This is a genomic window from Streptomyces sp. SAS_270, from assembly GCF_052543295.1.
The window spans coordinates 12,640-39,531 of the sequence record NZ_JBMNDS010000091.1 but is presented as its reverse complement, the minus strand read 5'-3'; the positions used below and the strand labels follow the sequence as shown (position 1 = coordinate 39,531).

Here is a 26,892-nt window from a genome sequence, read left to right as displayed (position 1 = left end):
GCCGATCTTGTGCGGTTCACGCGGCAACGTGTATCCGCTGGGTTCCTGATCGCGTGGGTGGAGCCCGCAACTCACAGGAGTGGCCAGACGATTCTGACGTCCGGCCGGTATCGACGCAGAGAAGCGTCTCGCGGAGCCGCAAACGTACGATGAACCGCCCAGTGTGGCGCTGCTTCGCCTGCCGACTGTCAGATCCACGAAGTGCGTACTACCAGGCCAGGGCCGTGATGATCGCCGGAAGAGTCGGCATCGACGCACAGCTGCGACGATCGTTCGCAAGATCTGACTGGGATAACGCCGCATCTATCTTCCGACGGGTTGGGTCCCACGGGTGCTCTGTGATGCCTACGGCCAGATCACAGCTGCGATCGCCCTCAACAGCGATTGATGCACGATGGGCCGCGCCATGGACGCCAGCGCATCAATGATTGCGCAGGGCTGGCCTGGCGAGAGCGGGCGATGCCACGATGCAGGTCCCCATCTCGGTGTCGGCAAACACCAGTTGGGTGACATACCTGGAGCCCGCAACACGCCGACGCGCCCCGCGCGCGGGCGTCGAACTCAGGAGGCAGGACATGCCCCATACATCTCGCGCGGTCGGGTGCGTCGTAAACGGCGCACCCGGCAACAGGCTCTCGACATCCGACGCTGTGGTCATCGTGGTCATCACGGTACTGGCCTGCGTGATGTCAGGCAGTGGCCTGGAAGCATCATCGACCCTGGCGGTGCTGGGCGGTGCCAGTCTGGTCGCGGCGGGCACACTGCTTGCCCTGCGGGGCGGAGGGCAGCGGCTGGGGTCACTGATCGTGCGTGTGGCGCGCGCGATCCCGGCCCCGTAGGCGTGCACCGACCGTGGGGCGCAGAGAGAAGCCGATAGACACGTCCAACGGGGCACTGGCCAAGTTGGCCTGCTGGCTGCGCGCCCAGCGCGCGGCCGGAGGATGGTCATATGCCCAACTGGCGGACCGTGCACGATTGGCGGACCGTGCAACATGTCATGCCACGACGCTTCAGCGCGCGGCGTCAGGACAGGGCGTGCCCAGCGCGCGTGTCGTCCAGGCGTACGCAGAGGCCTGCGATGCTTCGGTCGACGTGGCGATGGATCTGTGGAGGCAGGCTCGCCGAGGCGAGCATTACGGGTCTGCCTTCGGTCGGTTGGCGCCGAGTCCGGTGTACATCAACGGAATCGACAAGTTCAAGGTCGGCCTGCAGGAGCTTTACGCGAGGGCCGGCCGGCCTACGGTGCGCGAGATGGAGGAACGGGCCGGCGGCTTGGGAAGGCTGCCGCACAGCACGGCTCACCGCATCGTGCAGGGTCAGACGGTGCCGCGCGACGAGCACCAGCTGATCGGGTTCTTGCTCGCTTGCGGGGTCACCGACACAGAGCATCCCTTGTGGATTGATGCGTGGAGACGTGTTCTCGGGCATGCTCCGCGCGAGGCGGCGCCACACGCGGGCAGGACGGTGTTCTCAGCGCCCCCGGCGCAGGCTCGGGCATCGCGACAGCATGCTCCGCGCGAGGCGGTGCCACATGCGGGGACGGCGATGGTCGACCGTGTGCCGCGGGGCGCCGAGGTGCCGCGTGTGCCGGACCAGAGACGGACCGGTTCCTCCGCGGAGCCTGCCGCGCTGAGCTTCGGCGTGCTCGGTCCGGTACGAGCCCGAAGTGGAGAGGTGCAGCTCAGCACCGGCTCCCCGCAGCAACGTGCCCTGCTCGCCGCCCTGCTGCTGCGCGAGGGCCGGATGGCGACCGCGAGCGAGCTGATCGACGCGCTGTGGGGCGAGGAGCCGCCGTCGCAGGCGCTGGCGGCCGTGCGGACGTACGCGTCCCGGCTGCGCAAGGTGCTGGGCCCCGAGGTCCTGGTGAGTGAGTCCGGCGGCTACGCGGTGCGGGGACTGAGCGAGGGCGCCTTCGACCTGACGGTAGCTCAGGACCTGGCGGCCGAGGCGGAGAAGGCGCGGAACGCCGGCAACCTGCACCGGGCGCGGGACGTGCTGGGCCGGGCGCTGGCGCTGTGGGACGGCGAGGCGCTGGCCGGCGTGCCGGGGCCGTACGCGGAGACTCAGCGGGTTCGCCTGGAGGAGTGGCGGCTCCAGCTGCTGGAGTCCCGCCTGGACATGGACCTGGAGCAGGGCTGCCACGCGGAGGCGGTGTCGGAGCTGGCGGCGCTCGCGGCGGCGCATCCGTTGCGGGAGCGGCTGCATGAGCTGCTGATGCTTGCGCTCTACCGCAGCGGCCGTCAGGCGGAGGCGCTGGCGGTGTACGCGGACACGCGGCGGCTGCTGGTGGACGAGCTGGGCGTGGACCCGGGCCCCGCTCTTAAGGAACTGCACCAGCGCATCCTGCAGGCGGACCCAGGACTGGAGGGGCCCTCCGCATCAGCCCCGGAACCAGATGCTCTGCCGGTCCGCCCGAATCAACTCCCCGCCACCGTTCCCGACTTCACGGGGCGTGGCGCCGTCGTCTCGGAGCTGAGCGAGGTCCTCGCCCGGGCCGAGGGCCGGGTAATGGCGGTGTCGGGCATGGGCGGGGTGGGCAAGACGACGCTGGCGGTGCACGTGGCGCAGAAAGCGCGGGCCGCCTTCGCCGACGGGCAGTTGTACGTGGACCTGCAAGGTGCGGGCACGCGGGCGGCGGAGCCGGAGAGGGTGCTGGGCGCGTTCCTGCGGGCGCTGGGCACCCCGGACTCGGCGATCCCCGACTCCCTGGAGGAACGCTCAGCCCTCTATCGCGCAGTGCTGGACGGCCGACGGGTCCTGGTGCTGCTGGCCAACGCCAAGGACGCCGCCCAGGTGCGCCCGCTGCTGCCGGGCGTGGAGGGATGCGCGGCGCTGGTGACGTCCCGGGTGCGGATGGTGGACCTAGCCGGGGCGCATCTGGTGGACCTGGACGTGATGTCGCCGGAGGAGGCGTTGCGGCTGTTCGCGAAGATCGTGGGCGAGGAGCGGGTGGCGTCCGAGCGGGGGGCCGCGCTGGACGTGGTGGGGGCGTGCGGTTTCCTGCCGCTGGCGATCCGTATCGTCGCGTCCCGGCTGGCGGCGCGCCGTACGTGGACGGTGTCGATTCTCGCCGCCAAGCTGAGGGACGAGCGCCGCCGCCTGGACGAGCTCCAGGCCGGGGACCTGGCCGTGAAGGCCACCTACGAGCTGGGCTACGGCGCCCTGGAACCCGCCCAGGCACGCGCGTTCCGCCTGCTGGGGCTGGCCGACGGCCCGGACATCTCGCTGGCCGCCGCCGCCGCACTGCTGGACCTTGCGGTGGACGAGACAGAGGACCTGCTGGAGTCCCTCGTCGACACCTCACTGTTGGAGTCGGCGGCGCCGGGCCGCTATCGGTACCACGACCTGGTGCGGCTCTACGCGCGCGCCTGCGCCGAGCGGGACGAGTGGCCGCCGAGCGAACGAGATGCCGCCACGTCTCGCCTGCTCGACTTCTACCTGGCCACTGCTGCCGCTGTGTACGCGATCGAGCGCCCCGAAGATCGGCTGGTGGACGCCCTGGAACCAACCGTTGGTCCTGGGCTGAGGTTCGCCGGGGAGTCCGCGGCCCTGGATTGGCTGTACTCCGAGGCATCCTGCCTGCTGGCCTGCGTACGCCAAGCCGCAGACACAGACAGGCTTCGGCGTGCGATCGACCTGCTCTGGGCGGCCAAGGACCTCAGCGAATCCGGGGCCAACTCCCACCAATACGAAACGACCACCACGGCCATGTGCAACGCCGCCAGGGCTGCCGGTGACATCCGGGCCGAGGGCAGGGCACGCACGATTCTCGCCGATATCCTGCTCGACTCCGGGCAGATCGAGCCGGCCGAGGGACAGGCACAGCTCGCCGCCGAACTCGTCGGCTCCGCGCACGACGACACCGCCATCAGCTGGGTAGCCAACAGCCGAGGCCTCATCCGTCTACGCCAAGGCCGACACGCGGACGCCAAAGCCTTCTTCGACCAGGCCATCAACGGATTCCATGCGCTCGACAACCGGCCCCTCGAAGCGACCAGCCTGGGCAACCTCTCACAAGCCCATCTAGGCCTGGGCGATATCACCCAAGCGGTCGAGATCGCCCAGCGCAGCCTCGCGGCGCACACCGAATTCGGCCGGACGGTGCGCCTCGCCAACGGCCACTACATCGTGGGGATCGCTCTCACACAAACCTGCGAGTACACCGAGGCTCTGGCACAGTTCAGCGAGGCGCTGGCAATCTTCAGCGACCACCGACACCGGCTTTGGGTGGGGACCACGCACTTCCGGATCGCCGAAGCCCACTTGGCCGCCCGTCGACCCGCGCAGGCGGCCCAGCACGCCGAACAGGCCCTCTCACTGGGCTGCATCGGGGGCGACCCGATGCGAGGCAACGTCCTGACTCTCCTGGGGCGTGCGCTCGCGGCACTTGGCCAGGCGGACCGGGCCAAGGCATGCTGGCATGAAGCTCTCACCCTCGTCGAGCAGACCGGGAGCCCAGGAGCGGCCGAACTTCGCGCGTTCATCGAGCGAGGGTCAGAACCGCCTGAATGTGATGGTCCGCGGGGGAGTGTCAGTTGAACGTCGTCGACTGAGCGTCAGTGGCGCAGGCGCAGCGATCTGGTCGTTGAACTGACGGGCGGTGCTCACTTGTTGCGGGTATGAGTGACGAAGGGTTGAGGGCACCTGTGTGCCGACGGAGTCGTATACGTGTCCGTGAGATCTGAGCGTTCGCCACCGGCAAGAACTTGCTCGACGAGGCCGCCGCCCGTGCTTCCGCCACCGGGAGGAATAGTCAAGGCCTGTGGATCCAGTGCCACGTCAGGCAACGTTTGCCCTGTCCGCTATTGGCACCTCGGGGCGGTGTCCCCCGTCGATATGTCCGCCGTTCGGGGGCACGGGCAGCGCGGGGCAACGCGACCCCGAGCCGTCGTTCGTCGCGAGGGAGCGGTCTACGTGCCAGGACAAATCGCGTCAAGCCGTAACTCGCGTGGGCCGGTATCGCAGGGCTACCGCCCCCGACCGGAACTCATGGCGGTTCACGAGCTCGAGCTGGATGCGCTCGCGTAGTCCGGCGAGCAACGTCGGCCCGTGTCCGGCAAGGACCGGCTGAACAAGGAACTCGTACTCGTCGATCAGTCCCAGATCTGCCAACGCCAGGGGGAGCGTCACGCCACCCACCCACAGGCCCTCGCCTGACTCCTGCTTGAGCCGCTGAACCGCTTGCCCCAAGTCACCTCGCACCAGGTCGGCATTCCAATCGACCCCGCTCAGCGTGCTCGACACGACGTGCTTCTTCGCCCGGTCGATGGTTTCGGCGAACGGGATCTGCGACTCATCCATCCAGTCAGGCCACGTGCCCGTTGCCGGCTTCCGCCACGCCGACTCCATCATCTCGTAGGTCACCCGGCCGAATAGCAGGGCATCGGCTCGCTCGATCTCAGCGGTCCAGTAGCGCATCGACTCCTCGTCCGGGGGGAGTCCTGCCTCGTGATGGCAGCAGCCGTCGAGCGTGACGTTGATCGAGTATCGAAGTGCTCTCATCTCGTTGCTCTCCCTTGATGCGCGCCCCGCGTTCACCAGACCGTACTCAGACCACTGCCGGCGCCATTGCTCATCGGCGCCCCGATCGCACCTACTTTGTCGCTGTCGTGACGCGAACTTTAACGTCGTCGTGATGCGAACCAGACCGCAGACCGAGCGCGCGACCGATTCGGCGCTCGGGGCGTTGAGGTTTGCACCGGGGCGGCGCCCATAACGCGCGACTTCGATGCATTGTGCGGCGTCACCTATCGTCGGCTCAGGGGCAAATCAAACGGTCGTGATCGAGGACCTGACCGTCCGCAACATGCTGACCAACCGCAAGCTCGCCCGCTCGATCTCGGACGCGGTGCTTTCTTCCTGTGTGCTTCATCGTGCCTGTGGGGATCTCTGCGGTTGTCCCAGGCACCGTCGCTCTGCGCAGGATGCGGGGCCGGGAGGGAGCCGATCGCTTCCGGGCGCGGGTGGGTGTCGCGCTTGGCACCGCGGCCGTCGTGATTCCGCTGGCCGTGATCGGCTGGGCGATCTGGGCGCTGAGCCAGGCCTACAAGTAGACGGCGATCGGCTTTGGAGCTGAGATATGGCTCTGATCGGTTGCCGAATGACATATGTCATGCCTAGTGATGACAACTCCACGTGCAGGCAGGCCACTTGACACTCCTGGAGGTCTGCTCCTGGGCTCCAGACTGGACGGCGCGCCCTGCAGCGAAGGCGACAGGGAACAGCCGGCACCGTCATGGACGGTGCGGCGGGAATCCCGCCGTCGGCATGCCGACCATGGAGGCTCACCTATGCGATGGACGAACCACGCGGCGGCCGCGCTCACTTCAGCGGCCGCCGCCTCCTTGCTTCTCGCCGGCGCGAGCGCACAGGAGCGGCACGGGGGAAAGACGCGCCAGCTCCGGCCGGCCGGCGCGCCGCAGTCCAGCCGGCAGACGGCAGGGCCAAGGCCATGGCACTCCTGCCCGGGTACATCGTGATGGCCTCCCTGCAGCGGCGGTGGTGGCTTGTGTTAGGCCTGTTCGAGTGCTGGTGTGCCCCCGCCACGACGGCAGTATCGGCAGACGAGATAGACGTGGTGAGCGCGGCTTTGGTCTCGGCGGGGGAGTGGTTCGCCTTCTGGCGCGAGGCGAACGCGAGGCTGTGGGTGCCCTGCGATCCGGGGATGGAGAGCGGGTTTCCGGCTGAAGCGAGTATCAGCGGATTCGGCCCGGTGCAGGCGACGCTGATGACCGCGATGCCGCCCCTGGCTCACCGCCCGCCCCGGCCCGTTCGCCAGGCCGATCCCAGGGCGTTCAAGCCGGGCTGCTTCGTGCGCGGTGCAGGCCCGCTTGCGGAGCCGGGCCGACACGCGGAGCCGGGCGTCGAAGATCTGGCGCTGTTCGACATCCCGGGTCTCCAGGTGGCCGAGCATGCCCCGGAATCTTCGGTGAGCCAGACGCTGCTCCTGTGTTTCCCGCGCTTCCTGCTGCCGTTGCCCGCCCGGGACCTGCGGTGGCCGAGCATGGCGCGCATCCCGGGCGTGCAGCGCATCTGCGCGCTGTCGCCGCACTGCCTGGCGCCGGTCGCCTGGCACCTGCATGGGCCCAGCCCGTCCGCCACCGCCCGGCTGTCCGCCCCGGCTCCCGACCCTCCGGCCACCGCGTCGGCCGGCGTTCCGGACGCCTTCAGCACAGTGGCGCCTCCCACCCGGCGGCGCGCGCTGATGACCCGGATCCACGCCTTCATCGCGGACAACCTGGGCGACGCGCACCTGACCCCGGATGCGATCGCCACGGCCCATCACATCTCCCTGCGCTACCTGCACAAGCTGTTCAAGCAGGAGGGGCACACGGTGGCCGGCTGGGTCCGCGCCTGCCGCCTGGAGCAGTGCCGACGCGACCTGGCCGACCCGCAGTCGGCCGCCCGCTCGATTCATGCGATCGCCGCCCGGTGGGGGTTTGCCAGCCCCGCGCATTTCAGCCAGGTCTTCCGCGGCGCCTACGGCCTCTCCCCGAGCCAGTTCCGTCGGCAGCGCACGGCAGTGCGCTCGGACTAAAGGCCTGTGCGCTCTGCCGTAACGACAGGCCCGGCTGCGACGCGCACCCTGATGAAGGTGCCGAACGGGACTGGTGCGACAGCAGGACGAGATGCACCGGCCCGTTCACCAACTCAACGCGCGCCGACCCGACCCGATCCGCGCGGGCCGGCGGAGCCTTGCTCCGCCCCGGGGGGCGCACGAGCCCTGCCCATCCGCCGGAGAGCGGGTACGACCAACAAGGGGGAACCTCCATGGCACACCGCCTGCGGCGCGGCCTGACGGCCACCGCCGCTGCACTCTCACTCGGATGCGGTCTGTCGATCGCCGGACCTGCTGGCTTCGCCCATGCCGCGGCCTCCGACTGCGAGGGCGGCCGGAACGGATTCACCGACATCTCCGACAGCCTCACGGGCAGGGTGGTGCCCGGCTACCCCTTCGAGATCGGAGGCAGCCACTTCAGCCTGGAATACGGCACCGTCGGGGGCGTGCAGCGCGGCTGGGCCCACCTCACGGCCAGCGGGATCTCCTTCCCGCAGGACGAAGTGTGGATGGACTGGACGCGGGACGGCGGGGCGAGCTGGATCCAGTGCGGGCCCTTCACCCTCGGCTCGAAGTCCTCCAAGACCACCGCGGCTCAGCACACCAGCAATGACCACAACTGGCGCTTTCGCGCCTGCGGCAAGGTCTACCCCAGCGGGTACTCCTACTGCGGTCCCTGGTGGTGAAACCCCCATCGGCCACCACCGAGGAAGGACGCGTCAGCGCACCTCTCGAGGAGCCGAATGCGATGCCGCGTCCGGCTCGGCGCCGAGGACATCAACCGCCGCCCAAGACTCACGTTGACCCGTGGGACAGCTTTCACCCCATCACATCCCGGCACGCACAGGAAAGGACGAATCAGTGCACAAAAATCGGACTCTGGCCACGGCACTGGCCGCTGCAACCCTGGGGGCCATCGCCCTCACTGCGCCCGCCGCCGGCGCATCGACCGCCGCGGGAGACTCCGCGCAGGCAGCGGGATGCGTCGGTACCGCGTTCTCCGGAACCCTGCAGTCGGGAAAGGCCATCTGCAACGGGAACTACCTCGTACGGATGCAGACGAACGGCGATCTGGTCCTGCGTGTGATCTCGACGGGAACGGCCTGCTGGCGCAGCGCAACGGACCGTGCGCCGGGAGGCGACACCTCCGCAACCTTCCACGGCACCATCGTGGGCCCGCCATCCGTCACCATCGACAGCACCTCTCAGGGCCGACTGGCCGAGATCTGGGGCGCGCACACGCTCCAGCACTTCGGAACGAATGCCAACGTGAACACGAGGGGCGAATTCTGGATCGGCTACAAGAAGATCCGCGCGTGCAGCTGAGACCGGCAGGAAAGCCGGCCGCAGCCCCGTTCAGTGCGACCGCGTGTGCGTGAAGGAGGGCCGCTCGGTGGATCCGACGGCGGTGATCGTGGACTCGCCGTCGGTTCGGGCCGCGGCGAACATCCCGCGCGCGACGTCGGGTCGAGACGGCGGCAAAAAGGTGGGCGGGCGCAAGCGGGCACGTGATCGTTGACTGTCTCGGCCTGGTCCTGGCCGTGCTGGTGACCGCGGCTGGTGCCCCAGGGCACCTTGCTGATCGCTGCGGCGGGGCGACCATCAGTTCTGCCTGACCGTTCGCGGCCTCCGGCGACGGATCCGCCTGGCCATCGGCGGCCGCGAACTCCGTCACGGTGTCAGTGACTTGATGTCTCTTCAGGATCATCATTTACACCGGTGAGCGCACAGGCCCCGTACCGGAGATCGAGAACCAACCAACTGCGGACATCGGCCGACGCGGGCGAAGTGGTCCGCGTCCTCCCTACGCGGACCTGACCAGCGGCATCAGCCCTCACATCTGCTCCGCGCCCCGTCTGATGGACACTTGGACAAGAACACGATGGACCAGGTCTTCCGGCCTACGCAGTGACGCCAACTCTCCCGAACGGAACCAGCACCAATGAGCCGTCCCGCAATACCCGACCTGGCCTGGTGGCGCGAGGACCCCGAACGATGGGAACTGGTGGAGTTCGATGGGCAGCACGATCAGGACGGCCTGCCCATCGACATCCGCTGGGAGGATCGGGAGCAGGTCCTCGGAGCCTTGGTCCGGGATCCTGGCCATGAGGATGGGGACTTTGCCCGGTTCCTGCTGATCCAGGAGACACGGCGGCACGGGCACTCCTGGGGCTTCAGCCACTGCATCGAGATCGCGGCCCTACGGGTTGCCGAAGAACGCCGCGTCGAGGATGTGTGGCTCCTCTGGGAAGCCGTCTCCACGAGTTTCGATACCTGGTGCGGTCTTCCCCACCGCTTGCTGTTCGCCGCCGGGGTGGCCACCACCACGGAGTATGTCCAAGGCGCTGACCACCCTCAGGGGGAGGAACTCCTGAAGTACCTGGGGGAGATCTCCGAAGTCACGGACGAGGAGGTCGCCCAGACGCTTGCCCATCGGCGTCGTCACTACAGCGAGATCCTCGACGAACTGGCCGTGGAGTGAGGCTCCACGGAGACCACCGTGCAGGTGGTAATGACGTCCTGGACCAAAAGTCCGGAGGGGGAGGCCGCGTGTGCATGCGCCGCTCCTGGAGGCCCGGCCCGGCTGGGATTTCCACGACCGGTGACGCCGGCCGTCAGATGGCGTGTTGGGCGGCGTGTATCTCGTAGCGGATGCGCTGGCGCTTGAACTGGGGAGCCAGGCGAAGGTCGCTCGACCACCCCGTGAGTCTTGCCCGGGCCCGAGCGGTGGGCGACGTCGCGACGGGCGATTGGCAGCTTGATTCCGTGCTTCCGCAGCAGGCGGTGGTACTTGTCGAAGCCGTGACGCCGATTGGCGAACAGTCTGCGGGGTCGTGTGCGCGGGCGTCCGCGCGGGTCCTGGATCGGTGGGATCGCGTCAAGGAGAGGCAGGAGCTGTCGTCCTGGTCGGCCTGCGCGATGGGGAGCGACGCGGGCGGTTCGGCGGACGGGCCCGGCTCGGCATCCGCGCGACTGCGGGCGACTGGCCGTCCGTGGCCGAGCAACTGTCACCCAACATCCGAGATCAATCACAGCAGAAGTCCACCCACCGCAGTTGCAGAGTGTGGCATTCCGTCGGGGGATGGGACACAGGATGAACCGTTTGGCTGATACGCGACGTGACACAAGGTGACCGAACCTACGGGCCCACCCCTTGCGAGTCGGAAAGGGCCAAGCGGGCCTCGTGGGAGCTTTCTTGCGGTGACAGGATGCCTGAACACGGAGGAGCACAGGGAGATCCCATGCACGATCAAGGCAACCCCGGTTCGGCAGAAGGCTTCAACGTCTTCGCTGTCGACGGCAGCTGGCCGGAATCACGGCAGGTCACGGGGCACGGCTACAACCGAGGCACCGGCGACATCCATGTGTACCTGTGGTTCGGTTCTCCGCAATTCGACCCCGAGGTCGAGCATGTCACGGTCTTGAGCGCCTCCTCCGGCAATGCGGAGGGCGGCCATGCTCTGGAGCGGGCTTTCGAGGACTACTACCACCCCGGCGAGGAACCCCCGGCCAGCCTGCCGGCCTCCGAACCCGTCACGATCACCACCGACGGGAAACCCATGACGTTCGAACTCTGGCGCAACAGCAGCAACCGTTACTGGGTCGCACGGGGATGCGTCGAGAGCACTGAACTGGTCCTGTCCGGCGCCGAGATCGAACCCAGCGAGCTCAGCCTGGTCCGCGTGAGTGACCTGACCTCGTTCTCGAACCCATTCGCGCCCCGGGTAACTGCACCGCACCTCGGCCCTCATCACACTGACCGACACCGCTGCCGCGAGGTTGGAGCGCGAGGGCGGCCGCGAGACGGTAGGCCGTTGTCCGACCAGGCATGACGCCCAAGAAGCGGCGGATTGGCTGCTGGACCGGTTCTCCCAACTGGCACCCGCGCTGCCGGTCACCGCCGACATCGAGGCGGGCGGCGGCCAGTTCCTCGTCATCCTGGCCACCGGCCGCCGCTGATTGGGGATCACCAGCCGCGCTCTCGCGTCGAGGTGAACCGTCAACTCAAGTGGAACTGTCGTGGCACGAGCTGACCCACGGGCGCGTGGCGGGCTGCCGCTGGGTGACCGGCGGGGCGGCCGGGCCGGGTCACCAGGGGCGGTGGCAGAGCCGCTCGCGCTGGGACCACTGTGGTTCTGCGACGGCCCCGTGCCTCCCTTCCAGCAGGTCAGCCGGACGATCGACCGGGCCGGCCTGGCCCACCGCGTGAGGGATGATGGGGACGGAATGACGGAACGCGAAGTCAGGAGCTTCCATGGCGAAGCGGGTTCACCAACCCCGTGAGGACGCCGAGTTCGATTTCATCCTCGGGATGAGCGGAGTTCCGGTCCTGGCATACTTCACCGGGACATGGCCCAAGGCAATCGAGCCCTGCCGGATGATGGACCTCGTCGTGGGTGGCATCGCCGACGATTACACGGGTCGCCTGACGGCCGTCCGCACCGACATCACACGTTGTCCGGCCGCAACCGAGCGATACGGGATCACCGGAGCCCCGTCCTACGTCCTGCTGAAGGAGGGAGAGGCGGTGGCGCACGGCACGGGGCCCATGACCCTCGCCGCGATACGGGAGTTCCTGGACGGCCACCTCTGAGCGGCCGCCGGCACTGTGGCCGCGACGCCCGTCACGCACGCCGTGGGCGTGCTGCCGCAATTCTCGCCGGAAGTGAGTGACCGTGCTTGCGGTGTCCTTGTTGAGCTGCTGCCGCAGGGCTTCGTTGTCGTGGAAGAGTGCGGCGATCGCGGTGTGGGCGGCCTTGAGTTGATCTCCAGGAGCGTGCATTCCTGGGTCTTCCGCAACACTGCCCGCCTTGCGCTGGCGTCCGACGTTCCTGCCTCAATCCTCGCCGCTCTCACCGGGACCAGCTCGACCACCCGATGGCCTGGACGAACTTCGTCAAGCGCGACTGGGCCGGCTACCTCAGCAGCCGGCGAAGCGACAGCAAAGAAGTCGGTTTCTCTCGTAGGTGCGCCCCGGCATCATGGTCGTCGGTAGGTTCATACGCGAGAGGGACGAGTGCGGCGGGTGACTGGAGACGGACAGGCGGATTTGACGGAGCTGTGGCAGCAGCGTTGGCCCAGTTGCCCTCCGGTTGGGTACAAGCTCCGTGACCCATATCGAGATGTCTGGGTACGTTTTCACAGTCTGCCGGAGTCGAAACGGTACGCGGAGGACGAGAGCGAGTACACCGTAGTCCTGGGGCGTTACAACACCGTCCTCGATGAGCTGTTCGCTGGTGCGGACGTTTATGTGATCACTTCACTCTGGACAACCGAAGCCGAGGTTCCGTCATCGCAACCCGTCACGGGGTACTGGCAGAGTCTGTTGGTGGAGGACGACCCTGACCCTGAGTTTCGTACGTACTGTCACCTCTTCGCCGTCCGTCGGCCCTGGCGGCGTGGCTGCATCGACGAGTCGCTCCGAGACATCGCCGACGACAAGGTGGCGGGAGTCCTCATCACCGACACACGGATGCAGCGCATCCACCACCCCTACGACGGTGGCGCCGACGTCTTCCTCGCTACACCCGAGGAACGGGACCGGATGCGCGATCGGCATGCCGACTGGCTTTCCAGTCATCCCTCGGGTCTCTGACCGGCTCGTCACTCCTCCCTGCTCAGAATCGTCTCCACCGCAAGAACCGGGTTGAGCGGCTCCACGAGCTCTTTGGCGGCAACGGCCACCAGACGCGCGGGTGCATCACCGTCCAACAATGCGCTCACGTATTCGATGGCCTCCGCAGGCGAGAGCGCCGGCAGCCTCTGGCGCAGCGTCCGCACAGCGTGCATGCGTCCGCGCGTAGCGGCTACTGCGCACAGCGCATCGTGTGGATCGTCCACTGCGGTGCGCACCGGCAGCCCACGTATCCGGGCTCGATAGTCGGCCTCCCACTCCCCGGCTACCGCGGAGACGACGCCGATCTGGTGCAGTCCGCCGTCGACACGGTCGATCAGCTACGGCCCGTTGTCAGCCGGCATGAACGCCGGGTTTCGAGTGCGTACGAATTCCGCGGAGGTCCAGAAGGCGATCCACACCAGCTCGTGCTCCTCGACGTCGACCACAGCCATCCGCATCGCGTCTACACCCGAGGGTTTCCGGGTGCGCGCTCCAGCGGACCTTCACACTCGTGCTGCTGGCGGTTGTGACCGTCATGCTTATCGCCGCGCTGGTGTGATGCACGCCGATCAACCGCACTGGCGGCAGGGGGCGTCCGGACGACGTCTGGAGCCGCAGGCAGGGAGAGGGTTACCGTATAGTTACCCCTGGGGGTATTTGGGAGGAGTATTCGTGGAGCTTGAGCTGGCGGGCGACGAGTTGCGCTCGGTGCTGAACCGGCTGCGCCGGGCGCAGGGGCAGATCTCCGGGGTGATCCGGATGATCGAGGAAGGCCGCGACTGCGAGGACGTCGTCACGCAGCTTGCCGCTGCTTCCCGAGCGCTCGACCGGGCGGGCTTCGCCATCATCGCGACCGGCCTGCAGCAGTGCATCGTGGACGCGGAGAGCGGCGCGGGCGGTGGGAAGGACCAGGATCAGATGCGCACCAGGCTGGAGAAGCTGTTTCTGTCGCTGGCCTGAGGAAGCTTGACTGGGGCGCGTCCGCCAAGCCCGTACACGGCGGACGTGCCCTTTTTGCCGGGTGAGGACGAGGCTCATTGAAGCGTCGCGGCCCCGGCCTTCACCGGTAGACGTTCCCCGTCCCGGGTGGCGCCCAGGTCTCCGTGGCAGTCAGGGCGCTTCAGTTCGGGTGGGCCGGGTGCAAGCCCGTGCGGTGAGCGCGTCGGCGGGTTGAGCGTGACGTCGGGCTGGTGTCGACGGTCCGCCGGGTCATGAAGGCGCCCGAGCGGGCGTGTGGTCCGGCAGACCGGCGCGAGGTGGTGATGACCGCCCCGGGTGCGTGCCCAGTGCCGGCCGCTGCACGTTGTTGCTGACCGCGGGGTGCGGGTGAGCGTCCGCCTGGCGCTATGGAGACTCATTACGGCACCAGAGGTCGATCGGGGGGGCGATTGCCCAGCCCTGGGTGTCGACGAAGAGCGCGGTGGCCCACTCGAAAAATTACCCCCCGGGGTATATAGTCACTGGGGTGTACCCCCGGGGGTATCTTCTGATCCTATAAATACCCCGGGGGGTATATGAATGCTATCGGCGGTGAGGAGTAGGAGAGTCGAATGGACCCGTCATACGGCCGCACCGCCCACGTGGCTGACCGTGATCGATGCCCAAGCGCTTTCAGGGCCAAGCTCGATCACGACATGGAGGACTACGTCGTTCTGGGTGCCTGCAAACCGCCCCTGGCCCCCGGGGCACTCGATGCCGATCGGAGCGTGGGGCTGCTCCAGCCGTGCAACGTCGTCGTCCGCGCCGATGGTGACGGCGTGCTCGTCCAGGGTGTGGAGCCGAACATGTCGGTGACCTTGACGGGTGACGGCACGCTTGCCGCGGTCGCCGAGGAAGCGGTCGTCCGCCTTGACGCCGTGCCGGCCGCAGTGAAGGACAGGTTCGCGTAGTTGCCTTGCAACTGCCCGGGTTCCGGTGCGTGGCCTTTGTCGCACCTCTTCCGAGGCAGACGCATCGCATCCATATACCCCCCGGGGTATTAGGTAGTCAGTGCTGGAAAACCATCCTCCGGGTATACGAAAGGGAACTGAGCATGACCACTGCCCAATCCACACGGGAAGCAGCGGACTCCTCTGCCGGGCCGCCGACAATCCTGCCCGGCGTGCTGGGGCGCCTCGGCGTCTGGGCCACCACACGCCTGCGCCTCGTACTGGTGCTGTGGTTCGTCCTGGTCGTCGGCCTCGGAGCCTTCGCGCCGCAGGTGACCTCAGCACTGGCCGGGGCCGGATGGCAGGCCAACGGGTCGGAGTCGGTGACGGTGCGCGAACTCGCGCAGAAGCACTTCGGAGGCAACGCCTCCTCCGCAGTCCAGGTCGTCGTCACCACCGACAAGCAGGTGTCCGACCCCTCGGTACGGAAGGTGATCGCCGAAGCGACCGCCCTGTTGGAGCACGACTCACGCATCTCGACCGTCGTACAGCCTCAGGCGGGCGCGACCATCAGCCAAGACGAGAAGGCGGCCATCCTGCTCGCCGGGGCCGGCGCCGACACGAACGACATGGTCCGGGCCGCCGATGACCTCAAGAAGCCGCTGTCCGAGCTGTCGGGCGACGGCATCGAGGTCAGCGCGACCGGATCGTCGGTGATGTGGAGCGACTTCAACACCGCCAACCACGACGCCATGATGCACTCGGAGATGGTGTCCTGGCCGGTGACGATGGCCATCCTCGTGCTGGCCTTCGGCTCGCTTGTGGCCGCTGGGCTGCCACTGCTGCTGACCATCGCCGGGCTCGCCGCCTCCGCGGGCGCCCTGGTCCTGCTCAACCACGCGACACCGACATCGATCTGGGCGATGAACTTCGCCATGATGTTCGCCCTCGCGCTCGGTATCGACTACGCCCTCTTCCTCGTCGTCCGCTTCCGCGCCGCCCTCGCCCGGCACGGCAGCTCTGTCCGCGCCGTCGCCGAGACCATGGACACCGCGGGCAAGGCCGTGGCTCTGTCCGGGCTCACCGTCCTGGTCAGCCTGTCGGCCGTGATGCTCGTACCCGCTCCGGCCTTCCGGTCCATGGCACTGGGCATCATGCTCGCCGTCGCCTTCGTCCTGGCCGCCACCCTGACCTTGCTGCCCGCCGTCCTGGGCCGCCTGGGAGGCCGTGTCAACGCGGCGTCCTTGCCCATCGCCCGCGCCGCGGCCACCCGGGACGGCTCCTCGCCGCGCTTCACCGCCTGGGGCGAGCGTCTCTGGCGCCACCCCCTCCGCTACGGCCTTCCCGCCCTGCTCGTCCTCGTCGCACTCGCCGCCCCCGTGATCGGCCTGCGCACCGCGATGCCGTCCATCACCGTCGTTCCGGAGAAGGACTCCTCGCGCGTCGGATACGAGGCCGTCCAAAAGGCGTTCGGCGACGGCGCCCCCGGCACCCTGCAGATCGTCACCCCGACCGCCGAAGCCGACCGGACCGCGAAGGAACTCGCCGCGAACAAGGCCATCACGGGCGTGATGCCGGCCCAGCCGGCCGCAGACGGTAGCTCCCTGTCGCTCATCCAGGCCGTGCCCGCGGTGGACCCGTCCGACCCAGGCCTGGAGAAGACCGTCGACGCACTACGCCGAGACCTGCCAAACAGCGCTCTCGTCGGCGGCGCAGCCGTCGAGAACCTCGACCTGCAGACCACCCTCGACGACAAGACCCCGCTCGTCATGGGCGTCATCCTGGCCCTCGGCTTTCTGCTGCTCCTCGTCGCCCTCCAGGCGCCGCTGGTGGCGCTGATCGGCACCCTCACCAACCTGCTCGCCACCGCCGCGGCCTTCGGGGCTGCCCGGCTCATCTTCCAGGACGGCCACGGCGCCGACCTGCTCGGCTTCACCTCCCAGGGCTTCCTGGACGGCTGGGCGCCGGTGTTCTTCTTCGCCATGATCTTCGCGATCGCCATGGACTACACGGTCTTCCTGCTTTCCACGGCCAAGGAGCACTACGACAAGACCGGCGACCCACGCACCGCCGTGGTGGCCGCGCTCGGCCACTCGGGACGCGTCATCTTCGCTGCTGCGGCCGTCATGGTCGCCGTCTTCTTCACCTTCGCCCTCTCCGGGCCTTTGCCGCCGAAGGAGATGGGCATCGTCCTTGGCATCGCGGTCCTGCTGGACGCCGCCCTGGTCCGCCTCGTGCTGCTGCCGGTCCTGCTCCGCCTCACCGGCCGCGCCGCCTGGCACACGCCTGCCTGGCTGAGGCGCATCCTGCCCGACATCCACTTCAGCCACGGCTGAAGTGACCGGGGAGGTGGCCTGGAACAAGGCCCGGGCGACCTCCCCGCTCTCCAACCACCGAAGAACTCTCACCTCGAAGAAGGAGAAATCCCATGTGCCAGCGAGCGGTCTGCCGGACATGCCAGGGAATCACCTATCGCGGCTGCGGTATGCACGTCGAACAGGTGCTGGCCGGAGTCCCCAAGTCCCAACGCTGTACGTGCCCTCAGCGGGAGACATCCGCCGGAAGCATCTGGAAGCGCCTCTTCGGCCGGGGCTGACGTCGGCGTGCTCGACGGTCACTGGGCCCCGCCGTTGGCGTGGACTTCTCCCGGCCCGAACCGGCCCTGGAGTCCTAGCTGAGACACCGATCCTGCTGGCGGGCACTGGCCACTTCTCGACGGCTCCGAAGACGACGAAAGCCCCACGCCGGCATCTGCCTGGCACGAGGGTCTCGGTTGAATCAGATGAGCGTCAACGTGCTGGGCTCGGCGCACTCGGATGTCGCCCTGCGCTTCGCCCCCAAGGGCGGGGCCGCCAAGTTCGCGGACACCCGGTGGCTGCTCGACCATGGATTGCCGCGACTACCGAACGCGCTCGGCTGGCTGGCGTGTGAGATCGAGTCGATGGTCGACGGCGGGGACCATATGGTGCTGCTGGGCAAGGTCCTGCACGCCGACCATCGCGACGGCGCGCCCTTGACTTACCACGCGCGACGGTTCGGCACCCACACGGTGCTGGACGGCGACCCGTGATCGTGGAGGAACCGGAATGAACTCCGCCCAGACGGCGCTGAAGGCGGCTGATCCGCGCCGTCGCGAACGCCTCCCTCAAACGGCTCGGGGCCGAGCGGCTCGACCTGTTTTACCAGCATCGCGTCGACCCGGCCGTGCCCATTGAGGACGTCGCGGGCGCCGTAGGCGAACTCGTACAGGAGGGCAAGGTCCGCTGCTTCGGACTCTCGGAGGCCAGTGCGCAGACCATCCGGCGTGCCCACTCGGTCCACCCGGTGATGGCGGTGCAGAGCGAGTACTCGTTGTGGACCCGGGATCCCGAGCCGGAGATCTTGCCGACGTGCGTGGCGCTCGGCATCGGATTCGTGCCCTTCAGCCCGCTCGGCAAGGGGTTCCTGACCGGCGCGGTGGACTCCTCGACACCGTTCGCGGCCGACGACGTACGTACCACCATTCCACGGTTCACGGCCGGGAACCGGGCGGCGAACCAGGCGCTCGTCGAGCACATCGGCGCCCTCGCGTCGGCGAAGGACACCACACCGGGACAGGTGGCCTTCGCCTGGCTGCTCGCCCAGCACCCGTCGATCGTTCCCATCCCCGGAACCCGGCGCAGTGCGCGCATCGAGGAGAATGCCGGTGCCACTCACGTCTTGCTCTCCGCCGACGAACTGTCGGACCTGAATCCGCTCGCAGGCCGGATCGGGGTCCAGGGAGACCGCTACAACGAGCACCACATAACGAAGAAGTCCGGCTGGCCGGAGGCGAGCAGGTGGAGTAGGCGCACCAACCGCACTGCATCGGTTAAGGCTGTTGCTCCTGCTCAGCATCGAAATAGCGCTGGGATCGACGACTGACGGCTCGGTCCGTCGGGCCGCTGCAGAGCGGGGTCCTGTCAAATGATCAGGGTTCCGCCTCGGTTTGCAGACCACGCGCGTAGGCAGGAGAACGTACAGGTCAGGAGCGCACCTCCGGTGCAGGCGAGTGCCGTATCAGTCGAAGGGCAACAAAGATCATCAGGTTCTTCCAGCCTCGGCGGGGCAACCCACTGCTCATCGGCCCCGATTCTTCTCGTGTGCGCCAATGGGCGAGGGTTTTCCGGCTGGTGGTACTGAGAGGATGGTCGGCCCCCAGAACCCGCGTCATGTCCTCCACTACGCCGGCCAAGGCGGCCACGGCTGCGGCAGGGTCTCCCGCCTCACCTTGCCATTCAGCCAGGGTTTCACGGGTGATGAGAGTGGAAGGGTGCTCGGGGCCCAGCACCTGGACCATGTCGTCCAAGAGCTCGGAAAAGGCCGTTGACGCCTTGACCGCATCACCCATCTGCCCCCAGGCATAGGCAAGGTTGGCTCGGGTGCTGAGGGTGTGCGGGTGGTGGGCGCCGAGGATCCGGATTCGGTCTTCGAGGAGTTCGGCGAAGGCAGCAGCTGCAGCGGGTGCGTCGCCCGCTTCTCCCCGCCACCGGGCAAGGCTGTTTCGGGTGCTGAGGGTGTGCGGGTGGTGGGCGCCGAGGATCCGGATTCGGTCTTCGAGGAGTTCGGCGAAGGCAGCAGCCGCAGCGGGTGCGTCGCCCGCTTCTCCCCGCCACCGGGCAAGGTTGCTCCGGGTGTCGAGGGTGTGCGGGTGGTCGGGTCCCAGGACACGGGTTCGGTCTTCGAGGAGTACGGCGAAAGCGGCGGCCGCACCGGGTGCATCACCCGCCTGCCCGCACGAGTAGGCAAGATGGTGCCGGGCGCCCAGCGTGTCCGGATGATCGGAGCCCAGAACACGCACCATGTCGTTCAGCAGCGCGGAGAAGATGGCCGTTGCCCTGACAGCCTCTCCGCACTGACCTGTCCAGCGAGCCAGACCGTGCCGGGCGGTGAGGGTGTTGGGGTGATCGGGGCCAAGACGCTTGGTCGTGCTGGTGACGAGCCGACAGTGGTAGTCGCGGGCAGCGGCGACCTGGCCGGATTTGCCGAGGCTGCGGCCGGCCCGGAACAGCACCGCATGCGCGCCCGGCCGATAGAGCGCGTCCTCGGCACAGGAAGCCAGGGCGGCCGTGTTGTCGCGCAGGAGCCGCGCCAGTGAGGTATCGCGCTCCACATAGGGCCAGGTGGTTGCCAGGGCGTCCGCAGCCGCACGGGCGGCATCATCGCGCTGGGGGCCGGTGAGGGAGTCACGGACGGCTCGTTGGACGATTTGGTGTACGCGGACTTCGGCGGCCACGGCTTCGGGGGGACGGTCGATCAGGCTCAGCCGGCGCAGGATACTCAACGACAGGCGGACGTCCCTCTCGGAGAGCAGTCCGTCAGTCGTGGTGTGTGCTTCGCTCGGGCGAGCGGTTGGCTCCGCCGGAGTGGAGGCATGGGCTTTGCCAGCAGGGGCTGTTGAGTGGGATGCACTTTGGTTCCGCGTGACATAAGCACGAGCCGGTGCGCTGACCAGTACGGCATCCGGGACTCCATTGCCGTCCAGGAACGCCGCGAGTTGAAGCAGAGGGCGGGCGAGTCCCACGGGCCGCAGGGCGTCGGCTCGTTCGATGGACAGGGCCCAGGTAGCGGCTACCGTCTCCCGTTGTCCATCGGGTCGGCGAGCGGGTGCGGTGTCATCCAACACTGTGGCGCGGTCCGAGAACAGCCGGCGGTACTGAGCGCAGTTCATTCCCACGTCAGAGAGCTCGGCGACATAGGCAGCGGCCTGGGACAGTGCCAGGGGCAGGTGTCCCAGGTCATGTGCAAGGGCGGCTACCACTTCCTGCGGTTCGGCCAAGCAGTGGGCCGCCAGGACGGCGTTGAGGTAGGCGAGCGATTCCGCCGGAGAGAAGACTCCGACCGGGATGAGCTGACGGTCGGCCAACAGAGCGGGCTCGCGACTGCGGGTGGTGACGAGCGTGCAGCCGGTGGGGCTGGCGGGCGGCCATAAGCCGCATAGGTGGTCAGGGTCGGTCACGTCGTCGAGGACGACCAGCCAGCGGCAGGGACGCTGGCCGAACTTGGGCTCCAGCCAGGCCAGGAATGCGGTGGCGGCCTGATCTGCGTTGACAGGTGATGTGCTCCCCAGCAGTTCCGTCGCCGCTGCCGCGTAGGAGGAGATGACGGCGGATGTTTCGGCTGCGGTTACCCAGACCAGCACGTCTAGATCGCCGCTCTGCCAGAGGGTCCGTGCGTAGCGGGCGGCGAGTTGAGTCTTTCCCGTCCCACCCAGGCCGACCAGGACCGCTGTCGGCGTGGCATGCGTGACACCGGTTACTCCCGTCAGTAGGAGGGCCCTGTCCAGGAGGACGGTCTCCGCGCGATCCTGGAAGCCCCCCGCCTGCGCAGGGATTGCCCCGACTTGATGCGGCCACGAGGCCGGCGGTCGAGACGGCTCATGGTAATTAGCGATCTTCCCTGTCACCGGGCCGTGGAACGTGCTGCGGCGGAAGTCGAATCCGTCACCGCCAAAGCCAGCAGCGTCCTGTGCGGTTCGGTCCCCAGTTCGGCGTTGCTCCACCAGCCGCTCCTCAGGCTGAGACGAGATTCCACATCCACCCTCGCTGGTAGCGGGCGGTAAGCCAACGGGCCGGTGTCGTTTGGTTTGAGTTGACGGTCTTGACGGGCGTCGGCGGGTTCGCGTCGGTGACTTTCAGCTTCGGCGCCGTGTTCGTGGTGCCGGTTTTCGAGGACGCCGCCAGGTTCGAGTTGGCGTCCTTTGAAGGCTGCACCGGCTTCCGGACGGTGGTCCTTCACGGGTGATGCCCGGTTCGGGCCGGCGATCTTCAAGGATGACGCCGGTTCACGTCCACGGCTTTTGAGCCGTTGTCAGTGCTGCCGTGCATGATCGGCGCGTCAGCTCGTAGCGGAGATAGGGGAGTGGCATGCCGATCACCAACCAGCGGGTAGCGGGACGCGCGTTTTTGCGGCAGATGTACGGCGACTCGTACTTCCCTGATCACGTGGTCGACAAGGGGAAGGCCATCCTGCTGCGGCTGTGCGAGCGAATTGAGGCCGAGCAGCCGTCGGATCTGGAGACCTTGTATACGCTCACCCAGGCTGCGACGGAAGAGTTCAACCTGCTGGACAGGGAGTTCGTGGCGGCCGGGAGCGAGATCGAGACGGTTGCGCGTGAGTGGATCTGTGACGAGTTCTGTTTCGTCGCGTCGGCATACGGGTTCACGGACGCGGACGCGGAGGGGCTGACCGCCGGCCGGGACTGGTGAACGAAGACGAGAAGGCCACCGCCGATCAAAGCCATTCGTTGAGAGCTGCGATCAGCACGGTGGCCTGGACCGCCGGCGGTGGCGCTGGGGTGCCTCGAGCCGGGCAACGGCCTGCTGCGGCCGCCGCCAGTCGGGCCACCACGGCTTTTGCCTCCGCGAGTTCCTTGCCCAGCTGCTCGACCCGGTCCGCCAGCACGACCCGCCGCTGAATCACCCACGTCAGCCCCGGCCACCCTCCGCCCCCTCCCGCCCCGTGAACTCCTCGTAGGCATAGAGCCGCGGCCGGCTTCTGTCCCGGCTCATCGTTTCGACGTCCCACGGTTCGCCGAGAGCTGCGGTCACATCGCCCCAGTGGGCTCCACTGAACGCAGGCCCGGTCGACCCGTCTGCGCCACGTTGGTGAGGACATCGGGAATTTCCACGGGCCGGAGCCTGACATGAGCCCTGGCCACGCGTGAAGCGGTGCCGGCCCTGTCGTCTTGTCCGTCTGCTGTCCGGCTCCGATGGCGGTTGTTTTCCCGGTCCCACGGGGGCAACGGTCGGGCCGGTTCGGGAGTCGTAAGGGGTGACATCCATCCGTTTCCTGAGCTCGCCACCAACTGCCGTTGCTCGTGGGGTGGTTGGTGGCAAGGCCCCTGTCATCCTTTGGAGGATTCATGAGCCGCTTCGCCGGATCACCGGGCGACAGATCGAGCGGCCGGCGCGACATCGCCCCGCCCGTCACCGCCGCACGTGTCCCACGCCGCGGGCCCGGCGGTCGCGCGAGTAGCCGAACCGCTGTGGTGGGGGCCGTCGCCGTTGCACTGGCGGGCGTCGGCGCCTCCGCCGATGCCGCATCGGCTACCGCACCCCGCGCCCCGGTGGTCAGCGGCGCCACCATCAACTCCGGCCATGACGTCATCGTGGGGATCACACACAACGTGGTGTTCCCGGTCACGGTCAGCGGATCGGATGACTCCGGCCTGTCCTTCGCCGATGTGGATCTGAAGGGGCCGCACGGCGGTTTCTACACCACCGACGCGTTCTGCGAGACCGCGACAGCGTGCACGACGGTGTTCACCGTCAACGCCCACCCGGCCCCGGGCAGCGACGATCCGGTGGACCTGGCCAACACCAACGCGGGAACATGGTCGGTCGACGCCCTGGCCGACGCCAACGACGGCGATTCCGTTTTCGCCCCCGGTGTGGGGTCGTTCGCCCTCAAGCGTGCCGCGCGGCTCACGGTCAACGCCGCACCGGAACCCGTCGCCAAGGGCGCTCGTATCACCGTCACCGGCACACTGGTGCGGGCCAACTGGGACACCTACCGGTATGCGGGATACGCCAGCCGGGCCGTGGAACTGCAGTTCCGCCCGCAGAACAGCAGCATCTACACCACGGTGGCCACCGTGAGAACCAGCAACACCGGCACCCTGCGCACCACGGTCAAGGCGGTCAAGGACGGCTACTGGCGCTGGAACTTCACCGGCACCTCTACCACCGGCCCGGCCAAGGCCACCGGCGACTACGTCGATGTACGCCCCTGATTAGGCAAGCACCCTCCGCGCCGCGGCGGATGGCAGGCAGGAAGCCCGCGCTCGGTAGCTCGCTGGGTCCTCTCGCCCGTGGTCGCCGAGCGCCGATTGGTTGCCTGCACGGTCGTCACAACGGTCAGACCGAGTCGCCCGCTTGGGCTTGGGCGGTGGGTTCCAAGCGCGGAGGCGATTGCCGCGTACCCGGATACCGTGCGCGTGCTGCGATGGATGGTCCCGAGGAAGCTTCCGCTTGGTCCGTCGAACCCGCCGTTGTGCGTTGTCCCGGGCCGCATTGCCTGTGCGGCGGCCTCACGGACGGCGGTTTGGGCCGGCTGGTCGACCTCGTCCCTGTCCCCGTCCGCACCGGCCGAGGCGATGACCCGTCCCGTGTGGTCACGATCTGGACAGTCCGGTTTGGGTCGGGTGTCGGGTGGCCGATGGCGTTCGGAGGCAACCAGGATCTGCCACCTCCCCGCCGATGACAGCCGTGCGAGCGCCAAGAGAGAGGCCTCGCCCGAGTTGTCCATGACCAGGAAGGGCTCTGGGCCCTCGGCTTTCCAGGCCTTCACCTTGTCCAGCGGCATACGCTGCCCGTGAGCGGCCAGCAGGCAGCCCGAGGCGAGGTCGAGGACTGCAATGCCCCGCCAATGGGGCTGTCTCCGGGCAAGTGTGTCGATCAACTGGCGGGGCGTGATCGCCCTGTTGGCGCCCATATCAACGGCTTCCCGAAGGCCGGACGCGTGTTCGTCAAGAGAAGCCCGCAGAGCGGCGGCACCGTCCTCGGCGATGCGCTGCTGTGAGTCCAGGACCGCTTGGTACCCCCGGGCCCGCAAGAGGGCTGAGGGCGACAGCGATGTACTCCGTGACGAGGACCGTCAGGGTCAGGAGGGCGGTCAGCGGGGCGTACACCTCCGAAAAACGCCATGTGGGCCGGTCTGGTATGACTTTCACTCCGGGCTACGGCCGGCTGATCGGCGAGCAAAAAACCTCCTTTCCCGAGTCCCATTGAAGAGGGTGCGACGAAGGAAACAACGCCTTGGGACAGGCAATCCCACTTCGGGAATCACCGGACAGATCAAGTAGAATGTCCATTTCGAAGCGCGGCCCGCTTGCTGCAGCATTGAGCATAGACAGCAGGATTATCCGGCGAGCCAGGATTGTCATCTTCTGACAAAAAGAGGTATTCGGGTTCCGGCGGGTGGCGGACTCGAGTTAAGGAAGCGTCGGTACCGCCGCGACATTCGCGAGGTGGTTGGGCGTGGTCACCGCCCTACGTGCAGCCCTGTTCGAGTCAGGGAAGTACCAGAGTTTTGTCAGATCGGAACAAAGGTCGCCCAGCGACGGAGTGATGCGGCACCCTGAGGCGGAAATGGTGGCCAAGGGGACTGAGTAACACCCCTGGCCGCCTGCGGAACCCGTTTGGTCGGTGGATTCCCCACTCTGGAGGGCTAGATTCTTGAGTTCGCTTCCTGGCTTTAAGTCCACATCAAAAGACGCGTCCGACGCAGAGCTCGTGCAGGACATTCGAGAAGGGGATCTCAACGCCTTCCGTGTGGTCTATCGTCGACATTATCCTGCCGCCTATGCTTATGCAGCAAGATGTATGCGTACCTCACTTGAAGCCCAGCAGATAGCAAACGACGGATTCGCCGATCTGTTGTTATTGATCCAATCAGAAGGAAATACTCTCGAACGTCGCTTCGCGGGATGCTTACGGCTCCGGCTGCTTGACATTGTCCGATGCATGGCCGTAAAGAGGTGCGCCGATGAGCCCGGCACAGGCTCGTTGCAATTTCGTGCATGGGTGAAAGCGGGAGCCCGATGGCCGATGGAGGAGAGCGGCCAGTTGACGATCGCTTGGGAGCGACTACCTCGACATATGCGTAGCCTGTTGTGGCACGGCATATCCGAGCAGGAAAAGCCGGATTTTATTTCGACTGTGACGGGGATACCCTCCCGGCTAGTCGGGGATGCACAAAACGATGCGTTGAATGAATTTCGCCGTATGCGAGCAGAACTGTACTTGGAACGGTTGCAGCTCCGTGACTGCCGCAACGCGGTCGCGCAGTTGATGGACAATTATCCGTCGAAAGTTCTAGATCCCGATTCCTTGAAGCACGGCAGCATCTGCGCTGCATGTCGTGCGGTGTACGGGGATCTGATCCATCTCGATACGCGTCTGGTGGCGCAGATGCCGAAGCAACTCCTCGGATGGTGGCCCGCCGGCGGCTACTTCGCCGTCAAATCCGCCACACCGGCCCCCCTCGTCGATCCCCCCTTCTTAACCCGTACGATCCAACGGGAACGCTCAGCCCCCCTTGTCCAGAACAGGCCGATCTCCCCTAGGCGGAAGAACCTACGGTTCAAGCCGATTCCCCTTGTAGTGAGCTTCACGGTAGGCTTGACCGCAGGTCACCTGAATCCATGGCCTTTTCGGCCGAGTCGGATCGTAGGCAGCTGGTCCCACTTGTTATTCCAGGTGTTCCACTACTGACCTTGAATGCGTGATGTCGTCATGGCGGCCTCCGCGGAAGCCCGGTGCCGGTGAGGCAGCCGTTGAGGACGTCGTGGCGGTACTGGAGTTGACGTAGGCCACGTCGGACGGTGGTGATCAGGTTGTCGGGGTCGGCGGAGGCCCGGTTTGCCAGGGCGGTGCGCCGCAGCACGGACCAGACACCCTCGACAGGGTTGAGGTCTGGTGCATAGGGCGGTAGTTGGAAGACGGTGAGCCAGTCGCGGTCGGCGACGTACCAGCGCATCCCGGCTGTGAGCTGGGTGTTGAGGTTGTCCCACACCAAAGCAAGAGGCTGCCGAGCTGGGCATGCGCGCTCTGGATCAGGTCACGGTGGTCCTGCCAAGAGCAGCTCTTGCGTCCGTTGGGCCCGGGGTCCGGGCAGGGCCGGTGGATCGGTCGGGAGCGTTCACCGGGTTTGTAGCAGACCAGGGCCGCGACGGATACGCGGCGGCGAAAACGGCCCCTGACCCGCACGATCGGGGTTGGGTGCGGCTCCTTTGGAGGGACCAACACACCCTCTCGCACCTGCGACTCACAAGTGCTAGATGGTTGTTCCAGACCTAAGGAGTCCCACGGTCCGATCTGTGCCTCCCC

The 26,892-nt window shown here is 67.3% G+C and carries 22 protein-coding genes and 3 pseudogenes; 20 read left to right on the top strand and 5 right to left on the bottom strand.

Features of this window, described 5'->3' with window-relative positions:
- The first annotated feature begins 575 nt into the window (after positions 1-575).
- From ACN6LB_RS39020 to ACN6LB_RS39010, 3 genes and pseudogenes are all read left to right on the top strand, one after another.
- Positions 576-839, top strand: a complete 264-nt coding sequence (locus ACN6LB_RS39020) for a hypothetical protein (RefSeq protein WP_445030005.1) — start codon at positions 576-578, stop codon at positions 837-839.
- Positions 811-1,080 (top strand): annotated as a pseudogene (locus ACN6LB_RS39015) (helix-turn-helix domain-containing protein); the annotation flags it as partial. The gene ACN6LB_RS39020 and the pseudogene ACN6LB_RS39015, both read left to right, overlap by 29 nt.
- Positions 1,081-1,545: 465 nt before the next feature.
- The gene (locus tag ACN6LB_RS39010) at positions 1,546-4,539 is read left to right on the top strand and encodes a BTAD domain-containing putative transcriptional regulator (protein WP_445030010.1); all 2,994 of its coding nucleotides are present in this window, start codon (positions 1,546-1,548) and stop codon (positions 4,537-4,539) included.
- 393 nt (positions 4,540-4,932) lie between these two features.
- Here the strand turns inward: ACN6LB_RS39010 and ACN6LB_RS39005 are convergent, their stop codons facing one another.
- On the bottom strand, positions 4,933-5,502 hold the full coding sequence (locus ACN6LB_RS39005; protein WP_445030004.1) for a dihydrofolate reductase family protein: 570 nt from the start codon (positions 5,500-5,502) through the stop codon (positions 4,933-4,935).
- Positions 5,503-6,451: 949 nt separating this feature from the next.
- Here ACN6LB_RS39005 and ACN6LB_RS39000 point away from each other — a divergent pair.
- From ACN6LB_RS39000 to ACN6LB_RS38965, 8 genes and pseudogenes are all read left to right on the top strand, one after another.
- Entirely contained in the window at positions 6,452-7,537 is a 1,086-nt protein-coding gene (locus tag ACN6LB_RS39000; RefSeq protein WP_445030003.1) for a helix-turn-helix transcriptional regulator, read from the top strand.
- A 233-nt stretch (positions 7,538-7,770) separates the two neighbouring features.
- Entirely contained in the window at positions 7,771-8,244 is a 474-nt protein-coding gene (locus ACN6LB_RS38995) for a hypothetical protein (RefSeq protein ID WP_445030002.1), read from the top strand.
- A gap of 175 nt (positions 8,245-8,419) precedes the next feature.
- Complete coding sequence (locus ACN6LB_RS38990) at positions 8,420-8,884, top strand: hypothetical protein (protein ID WP_445030001.1); 465 nt, start codon at positions 8,420-8,422, stop codon at positions 8,882-8,884.
- 616 nt (positions 8,885-9,500) lie between these two features.
- Positions 9,501-10,040 (top strand): hypothetical protein, encoded by a 540-nt coding sequence (locus tag ACN6LB_RS38985; RefSeq protein WP_445030000.1) that lies wholly within the window; start codon positions 9,501-9,503, stop codon positions 10,038-10,040.
- 760 nt (positions 10,041-10,800) lie between these two features.
- Positions 10,801-11,391, top strand: coding sequence for a hypothetical protein (locus tag ACN6LB_RS38980; protein ID WP_445029999.1), 591 nt, complete (start codon positions 10,801-10,803; stop codon positions 11,389-11,391).
- Positions 11,324-11,518 (top strand): annotated as a pseudogene (locus ACN6LB_RS38975) (hypothetical protein); the annotation flags it as partial. The gene ACN6LB_RS38980 and the pseudogene ACN6LB_RS38975, both read left to right, overlap by 68 nt.
- A gap of 295 nt (positions 11,519-11,813) precedes the next feature.
- Positions 11,814-12,152 (top strand): thioredoxin family protein, encoded by a 339-nt coding sequence (locus tag ACN6LB_RS38970; protein WP_445029998.1) that lies wholly within the window; start codon positions 11,814-11,816, stop codon positions 12,150-12,152.
- A 423-nt stretch (positions 12,153-12,575) separates the two neighbouring features.
- Positions 12,576-13,154 carry a DUF3885 domain-containing protein gene (locus ACN6LB_RS38965; RefSeq protein WP_445029997.1) on the top strand — a complete coding sequence of 193 codons (579 nt, stop codon included), beginning with the start codon at positions 12,576-12,578 and terminating at the stop codon, positions 13,152-13,154.
- A gap of 8 nt (positions 13,155-13,162) precedes the next feature.
- Here the strand turns inward: ACN6LB_RS38965 and ACN6LB_RS38960 are convergent, their stop codons facing one another.
- Positions 13,163-13,348 (bottom strand): hypothetical protein, encoded by a 186-nt coding sequence (locus tag ACN6LB_RS38960; RefSeq protein ID WP_445029996.1) that lies wholly within the window; start codon positions 13,346-13,348, stop codon positions 13,163-13,165.
- 165 nt (positions 13,349-13,513) lie between these two features.
- Positions 13,514-13,639, bottom strand: a pseudogene (locus ACN6LB_RS38955) (YrhB domain-containing protein); the annotation flags it as partial.
- Between the two features lie 208 nt (positions 13,640-13,847).
- Between ACN6LB_RS38955 and ACN6LB_RS38950 the strand changes: the two are divergent.
- The 5 genes from ACN6LB_RS38950 to ACN6LB_RS38930 all read left to right on the top strand — a co-directional run bounded on the left by ACN6LB_RS38950 (position 13,848) and on the right by ACN6LB_RS38930 (position 18,946).
- Positions 13,848-14,135: a metal-sensitive transcriptional regulator gene (locus ACN6LB_RS38950; RefSeq protein WP_445029995.1), complete on the top strand. Its 288-nt coding sequence runs from the start codon at positions 13,848-13,850 to the stop codon at positions 14,133-14,135.
- Positions 14,136-14,809: 674 nt separating this feature from the next.
- Complete coding sequence (locus ACN6LB_RS38945) at positions 14,810-15,064, top strand: DUF302 domain-containing protein (RefSeq protein ID WP_445029994.1); 255 nt, start codon at positions 14,810-14,812, stop codon at positions 15,062-15,064.
- 143 nt (positions 15,065-15,207) lie between these two features.
- A complete protein-coding gene (locus tag ACN6LB_RS38940; protein ID WP_445029993.1) occupies positions 15,208-17,379 on the top strand; it encodes an MMPL family transporter in 2,172 nt (723 codons plus the stop codon).
- Positions 17,380-17,825: 446 nt separating this feature from the next.
- On the top strand, positions 17,826-18,113 hold the full coding sequence (locus tag ACN6LB_RS38935) for a flavin reductase family protein (protein WP_445029992.1): 288 nt from the start codon (positions 17,826-17,828) through the stop codon (positions 18,111-18,113).
- A gap of 47 nt (positions 18,114-18,160) precedes the next feature.
- Complete coding sequence (locus tag ACN6LB_RS38930; RefSeq protein WP_445030009.1) at positions 18,161-18,946, top strand: aldo/keto reductase; 786 nt, start codon at positions 18,161-18,163, stop codon at positions 18,944-18,946.
- A 100-nt stretch (positions 18,947-19,046) separates the two neighbouring features.
- On the opposite strand, the gene fxsT is transcribed toward ACN6LB_RS38930, so the two are convergent.
- Entirely contained in the window at positions 19,047-21,467 is a 2,421-nt protein-coding gene (fxsT, locus tag ACN6LB_RS38925; RefSeq protein WP_445030008.1) for an FxSxx-COOH system tetratricopeptide repeat protein, read from the bottom strand.
- Positions 21,468-21,927: 460 nt separating this feature from the next.
- Between fxsT and ACN6LB_RS38920 the strand changes: the two genes are divergently transcribed.
- The 4 genes from ACN6LB_RS38920 to ACN6LB_RS38905 all read left to right on the top strand — a co-directional run bounded on the left by ACN6LB_RS38920 (position 21,928) and on the right by ACN6LB_RS38905 (position 26,277).
- Positions 21,928-22,269, top strand: coding sequence for a DUF5713 family protein (locus tag ACN6LB_RS38920; RefSeq protein WP_445029991.1), 342 nt, complete (start codon positions 21,928-21,930; stop codon positions 22,267-22,269).
- A 656-nt stretch (positions 22,270-22,925) separates the two neighbouring features.
- Complete coding sequence (locus ACN6LB_RS38915) at positions 22,926-23,795, top strand: calcium-binding protein (RefSeq protein ID WP_445029990.1); 870 nt, start codon at positions 22,926-22,928, stop codon at positions 23,793-23,795.
- A gap of 581 nt (positions 23,796-24,376) precedes the next feature.
- Positions 24,377-24,583, top strand: coding sequence for a hypothetical protein (locus ACN6LB_RS38910; RefSeq protein WP_445029989.1), 207 nt, complete (start codon positions 24,377-24,379; stop codon positions 24,581-24,583).
- Positions 24,584-25,296: 713 nt separating this feature from the next.
- Complete coding sequence (locus ACN6LB_RS38905) at positions 25,297-26,277, top strand: hypothetical protein (protein WP_445029988.1); 981 nt, start codon at positions 25,297-25,299, stop codon at positions 26,275-26,277.
- Between the two features lie 19 nt (positions 26,278-26,296).
- Here ACN6LB_RS38905 and ACN6LB_RS38900 read toward each other — a convergent pair whose 3' ends face one another.
- Complete coding sequence (locus ACN6LB_RS38900; RefSeq protein WP_445030007.1) at positions 26,297-26,578, bottom strand: transposase; 282 nt, start codon at positions 26,576-26,578, stop codon at positions 26,297-26,299.
- Positions 26,579-26,892: the final 314 nt, after the last annotated feature.

Coding starts and splice junctions, on each gene's coding strand:
- ACN6LB_RS39010 (WP_445030010.1), top strand. CDS start 1,546: ATGGTCGACCGTGTGCCGCGGGGCGCCGAGGTGCCGCGTGTGCCGGAC.
- ACN6LB_RS38985 (WP_445030000.1), top strand. CDS start 9,501: ATGAGCCGTCCCGCAATACCCGACCTGGCCTGGTGGCGCGAGGACCCC.
- ACN6LB_RS39000 (WP_445030003.1), top strand. CDS start 6,452: ATGGCACTCCTGCCCGGGTACATCGTGATGGCCTCCCTGCAGCGGCGG.
- ACN6LB_RS38970 (WP_445029998.1), top strand. CDS start 11,814: ATGGCGAAGCGGGTTCACCAACCCCGTGAGGACGCCGAGTTCGATTTC.
- ACN6LB_RS38915 (WP_445029990.1), top strand. CDS start 22,926: ATGAGCCGCTTCGCCGGATCACCGGGCGACAGATCGAGCGGCCGGCGC.
- ACN6LB_RS38920 (WP_445029991.1), top strand. CDS start 21,928: ATGCCGATCACCAACCAGCGGGTAGCGGGACGCGCGTTTTTGCGGCAG.
- ACN6LB_RS38980 (WP_445029999.1), top strand. CDS start 10,801: ATGCACGATCAAGGCAACCCCGGTTCGGCAGAAGGCTTCAACGTCTTC.
- ACN6LB_RS38935 (WP_445029992.1), top strand. CDS start 17,826: ATGAGCGTCAACGTGCTGGGCTCGGCGCACTCGGATGTCGCCCTGCGC.
- ACN6LB_RS38940 (WP_445029993.1), top strand. CDS start 15,208: ATGACCACTGCCCAATCCACACGGGAAGCAGCGGACTCCTCTGCCGGG.
- ACN6LB_RS39005 (WP_445030004.1), bottom strand. CDS start 5,502: ATGAGAGCACTTCGATACTCGATCAACGTCACGCTCGACGGCTGCTGC.
- ACN6LB_RS38995 (WP_445030002.1), top strand. CDS start 7,771: ATGGCACACCGCCTGCGGCGCGGCCTGACGGCCACCGCCGCTGCACTC.
- ACN6LB_RS38945 (WP_445029994.1), top strand. CDS start 14,810: ATGGAGGACTACGTCGTTCTGGGTGCCTGCAAACCGCCCCTGGCCCCC.
- ACN6LB_RS39020 (WP_445030005.1), top strand. CDS start 576: ATGCCCCATACATCTCGCGCGGTCGGGTGCGTCGTAAACGGCGCACCC.
- ACN6LB_RS38960 (WP_445029996.1), bottom strand. CDS start 13,348: ATGCACGCTGTGCGGACGCTGCGCCAGAGGCTGCCGGCGCTCTCGCCT.